General features: G+C 47.8%; 9 protein-coding genes and 1 pseudogene. 5 read left to right on the top strand and 5 right to left on the bottom strand.

Annotated features, from left to right (window positions below; translation table 11 throughout):
* Together AC6R1O_RS10600 and bolA are read right to left on the bottom strand one after the other, a co-directional pair.
* Nucleotides 1-646: pseudogene (locus AC6R1O_RS10600) on the bottom strand (Na(+)-translocating NADH-quinone reductase subunit A); the annotation flags it as partial.
* Between the two features lie 424 nt (nucleotides 647-1,070).
* The gene (bolA, locus tag AC6R1O_RS10595; protein WP_500631748.1) at nucleotides 1,071-1,382 is read right to left on the bottom strand and encodes a transcriptional regulator BolA; all 312 of its coding nucleotides are present in this window, start codon (nucleotides 1,380-1,382) and stop codon (nucleotides 1,071-1,073) included.
* A gap of 149 nt (nucleotides 1,383-1,531) precedes the next feature.
* Here bolA and AC6R1O_RS10590 point away from each other — a divergent pair, with 149 nt between their 5' ends.
* The 4 genes from AC6R1O_RS10590 (at nucleotide 1,532) to AC6R1O_RS10575 (ending at nucleotide 5,287) form a co-directional block, all read left to right on the top strand.
* The gene (locus AC6R1O_RS10590; RefSeq protein ID WP_500656970.1) at nucleotides 1,532-2,662 is read left to right on the top strand and encodes a methyltransferase; all 1,131 of its coding nucleotides are present in this window, start codon (nucleotides 1,532-1,534) and stop codon (nucleotides 2,660-2,662) included.
* 59 nt (nucleotides 2,663-2,721) lie between these two features.
* A complete protein-coding gene (locus AC6R1O_RS10585) occupies nucleotides 2,722-3,291 on the top strand; it encodes a YajG family lipoprotein (protein ID WP_334554388.1) in 570 nt (189 codons plus the stop codon).
* Entirely contained in the window at nucleotides 3,291-3,836 is a 546-nt protein-coding gene (locus AC6R1O_RS10580; RefSeq protein ID WP_487901302.1) for a peptidylprolyl isomerase, read from the top strand. Before AC6R1O_RS10585 ends, AC6R1O_RS10580 begins: the two co-directional genes overlap by 1 nt.
* 95 nt (nucleotides 3,837-3,931) lie before the next feature.
* On the top strand, nucleotides 3,932-5,287 hold the full coding sequence (locus tag AC6R1O_RS10575; protein ID WP_500629429.1) for an AmpG family muropeptide MFS transporter: 1,356 nt from the start codon (nucleotides 3,932-3,934) through the stop codon (nucleotides 5,285-5,287).
* A 76-nt stretch (nucleotides 5,288-5,363) separates the two neighbouring features.
* Here AC6R1O_RS10575 and AC6R1O_RS10570 read toward each other — a convergent pair whose 3' ends face one another.
* From AC6R1O_RS10570 to AC6R1O_RS10560, 3 genes are all read right to left on the bottom strand, one after another.
* On the bottom strand, nucleotides 5,364-6,035 hold the full coding sequence (locus tag AC6R1O_RS10570; RefSeq protein WP_500631751.1) for a ChrR family anti-sigma-E factor: 672 nt from the start codon (nucleotides 6,033-6,035) through the stop codon (nucleotides 5,364-5,366).
* On the bottom strand, nucleotides 6,032-6,616 hold the full coding sequence (locus AC6R1O_RS10565; RefSeq protein WP_334554380.1) for an RNA polymerase sigma factor: 585 nt from the start codon (nucleotides 6,614-6,616) through the stop codon (nucleotides 6,032-6,034). Before AC6R1O_RS10565 ends, AC6R1O_RS10570 begins: the two co-directional genes overlap by 4 nt.
* Nucleotides 6,617-6,701: 85 nt before the next feature.
* Nucleotides 6,702-7,268 (bottom strand): LON peptidase substrate-binding domain-containing protein, encoded by a 567-nt coding sequence (locus AC6R1O_RS10560; protein WP_500633936.1) that lies wholly within the window; start codon nucleotides 7,266-7,268, stop codon nucleotides 6,702-6,704.
* Between the two features lie 356 nt (nucleotides 7,269-7,624).
* Here AC6R1O_RS10560 and AC6R1O_RS10555 point away from each other — a divergent pair.
* Nucleotides 7,625-8,098: outer membrane protein OmpK (locus AC6R1O_RS10555; RefSeq protein ID WP_500656969.1), on the top strand; the 474-nt coding region annotated here is incomplete at its 3' end.

Below are 8,098 nucleotides of genomic sequence, written 5' to 3'. Positions count from 1 at the left end.
GGTGTGGGCCATCAAACACATGTTCTTCAACGTTCGGTTGAGACGAGCGAGGAAGACTAGTGCCAGATTTACAAACGTAAACCTTGCCGTCAGTGAGGGTTGAGAGAATATCAAGACCAGCAACAAAGGCTTCTTGCTGTTCATTAATAATCAACTCAGGTTGAGCTGCCAATGGATTGGTGTCCATGGCGGTAACAAAAATCGCTTTTGTCGAAGACTCGATTGCTGGAACCTTGCTGAACGGTCGAGTACGTAAAGCTGTCCAAAGACCAGATTCAACCAGTTGAGACTTCACCGCTTGTGGGTCAAGACTGGCTAGTTGAGCTGCTTCGTACTTATCGAATGTCACCTGTTGCTCACCGGATACTTCAATCACAACGGATTGGAGTACACGTTTTGCACCACGGTTCACCTCGATGACTTTACCGCTTGCTGGAGAAGTAAACTTCACACCAGGATTCTTCTTATCTTCAAAAAGAACTTGAGCTTTCTTTACTTCATCGCCTACGCGGACATGCATGGTAGGACGCATGCCGACGTACTCTTCGCCAAGCAAGGCGACTTTCTTGATGGTTTTACCATCATTAATCACCTGGGTAGGAGCACCTGCGATAGGTAGATCCAAACCCTTTTTTATTGTAATCATACGCACTTGCACTACTTTTATCGGGAAAAAGATTCTTTGATTGCGTAACTTTTAGACACGACACTTGTGTCCGGTTTTGGTGATGTTTTAAACACCAAAATCGCAACATCCTCTTAAAAATCACATCGCAGAAATGCAACGAGATTTATCAGGTGCGATAGTCTATCATCTTTTGCAAAGACGACGCCATGACCAATACAGGTATTAAAGAAGATATTTCGAACGTTTTGAGTTTAAAAGGCTAAGGAATCGTCATAACTTTGAGCCATCGCACAAAGACCCAAATATCCACAAAGACTTTCTGTCACAATCCGTCATAAGGCGAAATATTTCATTTTAATGCCTGCCGTCCATTCATATGTTTCTTTACTGTTAACAAATCGATTTAATACCCCTACCCTTTAGAGGTATTTACACTGTCACTTTATGCTTTACTACCACCCATGCACATCGGGCTATCTGGCGCACTCTGGTTCTGCGATTGCCACTCTTGCGCCGTGTATGTGTGGATGGATAAGGCGTGAATATGATTGGCCAATTCATCGGACAAGGCCTGATTCACAAGACGGTGCCTCGCAATTAACCGAGCGCCATCAAAGTGTTCACTCACGACAATAACCTTAAAGTGGCTCTCTGAACCTGCGGGAACATTGTGCATGTAGCTTTCATTCACTACTTGCAGGTGGCTTGGCTGGAAAGCCTCGTGAAGTTTCGATTCTATTGTTTGCTGGAGCATGGATTCACCGTTACGCTAATCTGTTTAAGCGAGTTGGATTATGGGCGTGACCATAATAATGTGCTAGTCAGTAAAGAAAAGGTTTTAGTTTTCACTGCCAGTAACATTTGCGACAATTTAGCCATTCCTATGATGAGACCATTGACTGCATGAAAACTGAGCTGACTCTTTTTGAGCGAACACTGTTCCTTTACCGTTACCCTAAGCGTAGCAACGACACCTTACAAGCCTGGGACGCCGGAGATGAGTACCTGATCAATCATGTCGAGCAACTTTCTCTCACAAAAGGGAGCCACATCGTTGTTTTAAACGATCATTTTGGTGCGCTCAGCACGTGGTTCTCTCGTGACTACCGAGTCACCATGATGAGTGACTCGTGGATTGCTCACCAAGCGACACACGCCAACCTTGAGGAAAATCAGTGCCCTAAGGTAACGCTCTGCTCAACGCTCGACCCTATCCCTAAAGATGCAGATCTAGTGTTGATGCAAATCCCGCGTACCAATCGCCACTTAGTGTGGCAGCTCGCTCAGTTAAGAGAGACACTGTCGCCAACCATCCCTGTCATTGCGGTCAACAAAGCAAAACAGATCCACAGCTCAACACTGAAACTGTTTGAGAAACACTTGGGCGACACCACGACCTCTTTGGCGTGGAAAAAACACCGTCTGGTATTTAGTTTCGCTAATTGTGATACGCCTATGCCCGCAGTGGCGATCACTGAATGGCCCGTTCTTCAACACGGGATGACGCTAAAAAATCACCCTAACGTCTACTCAGGCGAGGGACTAGATCAGGGAGCGAGCTTTTTTCTTGACCACTTGCCAGACAACCTCGGCCACGCTCGAGCACTTGATCTTGGCTGTGGCAATGGCGTGCTGTCCGTTAAGTTATCACAGCTTAATCCAGCACTGTCGATCACCTGCGTCGATGAAAGTTTCAGCGCCGTGGCGTCGGCGCGAGAAAACTTACGTCCCTATGACACAGGTGAGCGTCAAATAGAGTGTATTGCCAACAACAGCTTGGATGGATTTGATGCTGATAGCTACGATGTGGTGCTTTGCAACCCACCGTTCCACCAGCAACAAACCATTACTGACCACATCGCTTGGCAAATGTTCTGTGATGCAAAGCATGTTCTTCGTGTTGGTGGGCAATTATTAGTTATCGGCAACCGCCACCTCGGCTACGATGGAAAACTGAAAAGAGTGTTTGGTAAACATCAAGTCAAAGTGATCGCATCAAATAAGAAATTTGTTATTTTACAAGCGACTAAATAGTCCTCTATTATCTTTGAACTGAGAGTTAACTTCATACGTGAAGCATTAAGGAAAAGACAATGAAAAAACTGGTATTAGCGGCGTCAATGGCCATCTTGACCGCCTGTGCGTCCCCTCAGCAAGAGCAACTGAACTTTATGCCACAAGCGGTACTCAGTCGCGGTGATTTAGTCCAGGACGCCACCTTTACTATTACCAGTAAAGATGTTCGCTCTGCGCAATATGTCGCCTTGGTCGACAGTGGCCGCTCTAACATCGAACCGATTCATTCTAAACAGAATGTGCGTATCACATTAGAAAATGCCCTGCTAGAGCAGTTCCAATCTCAAGGTTTCCGTAACACCGTCAACAGCGAAAACGCACTGAAGATTGAAGTGCAGGAAGCTTTGGTGTCGGTCAAACACTCGGTAATGGAAAATGAGATGGACGGCAAAGTAGTGCTAGAAATCACCGCCGAAACGCCACGCGGCAAGTTAGTAAAAGCTTACACCGGCACAGCGAAACGCACAGGAGCACTCAGTGCATCCAACCAAGAGATCGAAACCGTTCTTAACGATGTGGTCAACTTGGTGCTAAAAGAAGTCGCGAACGATCGTGAATTGCAAACTTACATGCAGGAGCGTTTCTAATGTGGAAGTGGGCACTGACGTCACTGGCATTGGTGAGCCAACTTGCGTTTGCCGGGCCAAAAGTCTTGGTGGAAACCACGCTGGGTAATTTCACCCTTGAGCTTAACCAAGAGAAGGCGCCGATTACGGTCGCCAACTTCCTCAAGTACGTCGAAGAGGGCAGTTATGCAGGGAGCCAATTTCACCGTGTGATCCCTGGCTTTATGGCGCAGGGCGGCGGCTTTGACACCAATATGAAACAGTTGAGTACGTACGCTCCAATTCAGAACGAAGCCGCAAACGGGCTAAAAAACGACCGTGGCACGATTGCAATGGCGCGTACCAACAACCCAAATTCTGCCACTCGCCAGTTTTTCATCAACTTTAAAGACAATCACTTTTTAGACTATGACCAGCGCCCCCCGGGCTATGCGGTGTTTGGTAAAGTGGTCGATGGCTTTGACGTCGTTGAATCGATGGCGGGCATCAAAACGCACAATGTCGGTCGCTATAGTGACGTACCGTCGATCCCTATCGTCATCAAAAAAACCACCCTTATTGAATAAACCTCTACCCGCCCCAACACATGTTGGGGCGGTGGCATCTCCGTCGTTAGTGACCTGCCCTCTTATTTCAAACCGCACAGAACAAGGATACGTCTATGTCTGCGACATCATCGCCAATGTCATGGCGCGACACCATCAAAAGCTATCTCGATAAGCGTCTGCTTTGGGTATTTATGCTGGGCTGCTCAAGCGGCTTTCCGTGGGTGTTGATTGGCTCCAACATGTCTGGCTGGCTTAAAGATGCAGGCTTAACCCGAGCCGCCATCGGCTATTTTGGTAGCGTGTTCGCCGTCTACGCGATCAACTTTTTGTGGGCACCACTGGTTGACCGAGTCCGCCTGCCTTATCTCACCGATAAAATTGGCCAACGCCGCAGTTGGATATTACTCTGTCAGCTTGTTGTGCTCTCTTGCACCCTGTTCATTGCCGGTGTCGATCCTGCAAAAAACTTAGCGTTCACGTCGATGCTCGCGCTGGGTATTGCGATTGCCTCAGCGACACAAGACATTGCTATTGACGCCTTTCGTATCGACACCTTCCCTAAGTCTGAATCCTCTAAACTGCCTCAAGCCTCAGCGATGGCCGTGATCGGATGGTGGACGGGGTATTCTCTACCGGGTTATCTCGCGTTTATCAATGCAGACAGCATGGGGTGGAATGGCGTCTATTACGGCATGGCGATCATCGTTGGGGTATTGATGCTCTTTACCTTGCTGGTCGGCGAGCCCAAGACTGAGCGAAGTGCGCTGCAAGAACAAGCCGAGCAAAGACATTACCAAGTCGTCGATTCAAAAACCGTCGCGTGGTTGAGTGTCACGGTTGTCGAACCCTTCCTCGATTTCTTCAAACGTAACGGTGTGCGCGTCGCGATCACGCTGTTACTGTTTGTGTTCTTGTTCAAGATTGGTGAGGCGTTCCTTGGCCGCATGTCGATCACTTTCTACAAAGAAGTCGGCTTTAGCAATGAGCAAATTGGTTACTACTCGAAATTGATTGGTTGGGGGGCAACCATTGTCTTTACCTTGGTCGGCAGTCTATTTAACGTCAAATTTGGCATCGTTCGCGGGCTGATGATCGGCGGTATTGCGATGGCGGGCAGTAACTTAATGTTTGCCTGGATCGCCAAGACAGGACCAAGTGAAACCCTCTTCTTAGCCACGATCATTGTGGACAACTTCACCACGGCCTTCTCAACCGTCGCGTTTGTCTCATTTTTGACTGTACTCACCGGCCAAGCCTTCTCCGCCACGCAATATGCGCTGCTGGCTTCACTCGGCAACTTCGGCCGTACGACCCTTGCGTCATTCAGTGGCGAGCTCGCCGATTACTTAAACGATTGGTCACTGTTCTTCATACTGACCGCGGTAATGGTTATCCCAAGCTTATTGATGCTCTATTCTCTGCGTCACTACTTCTCGGATCTACTCGAAAAAGCACGTCAGCAAAAATAGACAAGATGGCAAGAACGAAAAAGGCTTGGAGTGCTCCAAGCCTTTTCTTTTGTCTATTATTAATCTAGGGAAGAGACTAAGGGTACAAGCCACGTCCAAACATATTGAAGACTCGGGCGACGCCTTGGGTGAAGATCATAGGCTCAGTCAGCACCGTTAAACACAAGCAATCTTCACCAACTTGAGTTTGCGGGCTGTGCTTGACCGATGCGTCTTTATAGAGAAAGTCGCCGACCTCATAGTGCCCTTCTTCGTCAGAAAAACCGCCATGAAGGACTAACGTCGATTCAAACCCTTTATGGGTGTGCTCGGGCACTTTGACCCCTTCCGCCATGTACATGAGATTGACGCGGGCGTTGCCGGAAATCGCAATAGGGGCGCTAAACACCTTGCCACCATAATTACGCCACTCGCCGATTCGATCATACAGCTTGGATAATGCAAGCGGTAAGGTCATCGAGCGTCCGTTGACATCAATCGTTTTCGGCTGGCGCAGCAGCTTGATAGGATCTTTGATCTGCTCCGTTTGGGTGATGCTTGCCAGCATCTGCTCAAGACTTTGCACCGGTGTTTGGTTGTCTGGCACCTCTTGCTCAAGCGCAACCCCGCACTCTTGCTCAAAGGACCTCACTTGCTCTTTACAATGTGGGCAACTTTCCAAATGCACGGCAATAGTGAACGCGTTGACATCATCCAATGACCCTTGTGCGTATTGCTGCAACATTTCGATGTGTGGATGGTAACTCATAAGCGATCGGCCTCTATGGAATGTTTCAGTTTTTCAATCGCGAGCCTTAGGCGCGACTTCACGGTACCAAGGGGAATATTCAGCATCTCTGCCACTTGCTGGTGAGGCATCTCTTCCAGATAGACGGCTTTGACCACTGTGCGTTGGGCATCCGGTAACGTATCTAAATATTTCACCACTTGCTCTTTAAGCATCTCTTGCTCTGGCGAATAGTGCTCAACCAAGTCAGGCGGGCAGTAATCGTTGGGCCAAATGTCATCGGAGGACAAATGGGCGTCGCGCCCTTTTTGCTTGCGCAACATATCAAAGCACAAGTTGCGCGCGATGGTGTAAATCCATGTGGAGAGCGAACTCTTGCTGCCATCAAACATGATGCTCTTTTGCCAGACAATGGTCAGGGTTTCCTGTACCACTTCCATGCACACTTGCTCATTGCCCATGTGGCGATAGGTAAATTGCTTTAAACGCGGGGTAAAATGTTGGAACACCAGGGCGAACGCTTGTGTGTCCTTCTGTTTTACCCTATCCATACACTCAGTCCAATCGGCTCGAGTGAACGCCTGAGTATCTTCACTGACCATATCGATTCCTTGGTTTCACCTAGTCTTGAGATGCGAACGGGTTACTATACGCGCTCACGCGCGTTTCGATCACTCTCATTCTAGATCAAGGCTGAGGAGAAGGAATCATCTGGTTGATAAAGGCAAGTGCCGCCTCACAAGTTTGCTGTTGATTAAGTGAATCAAACCGACTGGGCGTGAGAGGCAGTAACTCCAACCAACGCTGCGATACCCAGCTTGCATCGTCCATAAAGCGCTGCTGGTATAGCTCCCCCACTTGCGGGTAGTCGTGATACACCTGAAGCAGGTGTTCACCAAGATGAACGTCTGAAGGCGACATCTCTGCCACTTGCCAGTTGGGCAGCGTGCGAATTTTCGCCATGCGCAGCCCATCAAACTCAGTGCGCACCCGCTTGATAGTAAAACGCTGAAGTCCACACACCGTAATACCGAGCAGACCGTCATCCAACTGATCAAAATCGACAATACGAACCAGAGAGCCGGTGTGTGACAGTTGAACGGCGTCTGACTGTTTGGCCCTTTCTAGCAAGCAAATTCCGAACGTGCCGTCTCCTTTCATCGCATCAGAGACGAGTCGTTTGTATCTGGGCTCGAATATCCTCAGTTTCATTTTCCCTTCAGGAAGGACAATGGAACTTAAGGGAAATAGCATGATCTCTTGCACTTTGTTTCACCTCTACATCGTTGCCAATGTGTACGCAGCGCTGAAAAAAACCGATCACTAACCAAATCTGTTGATTCATTGACAAGCATAAAATTTCGCATAAACGTTTGCGTAAACGATGTCTGTATCAAAAAGTATGCAAAAGTGTGAAAGTTCCTCGACAACAGAGTTTTCTATCTATAAATGTGATCAACCTCACTAACTTTGTGTGTTTTTGCACTCCGTATCACTATCAATTGAGATTTAAATCGCTATTATGCTCACCAACTGAGCACGTCGGAGAACGTGCTACACAATATATGGACGTCATTTTTACACTTAACGAATACATAGAGAGTCCCACTATGCGTAAATCACTTCTAGCTCTTGGTGTTGTAGCAGCAATGTCTGCGCCTGCGATGGCAGCTGACTATTCAGACGGCGACATCCACAAGAACGACTACAAATGGATGCAGTTTAACCTTATGGCTGCAGTCGATGAACTTCCTGGCGAATCAACTCACGATTACCTAGAGATGGAATTTGGCGGACGTTCAGGAATCTTCGACCTCTATGGTTACGTTGACGTGTTCAACTTGACTTCAGATCCAGGTAGTGACAAAGCTGAAGCAGAAAAGATCTTTATGAAGTTTGCACCACGCATGTCTCTTGATGCATTAACTGGTAAAGATTTGTCATTTGGTCCAGTGCAAGAGCTATACGTAGCAACTCTAATGGAATGGGGTGGTAATTCTGACGTAAATACTCAGAAAGTTGGCCTTGGCTCAGATGTTGAGCTACCTTGGTTTGGTAAAGTTGGCTTAAACTTCTACGGTACA

The sequence above is a fragment of the Vibrio sp. R11-SG3-ISO3-SZ genome (assembly GCF_059834345.1).
This window is presented reverse-complemented; position numbering and strand designations above follow the sequence as displayed.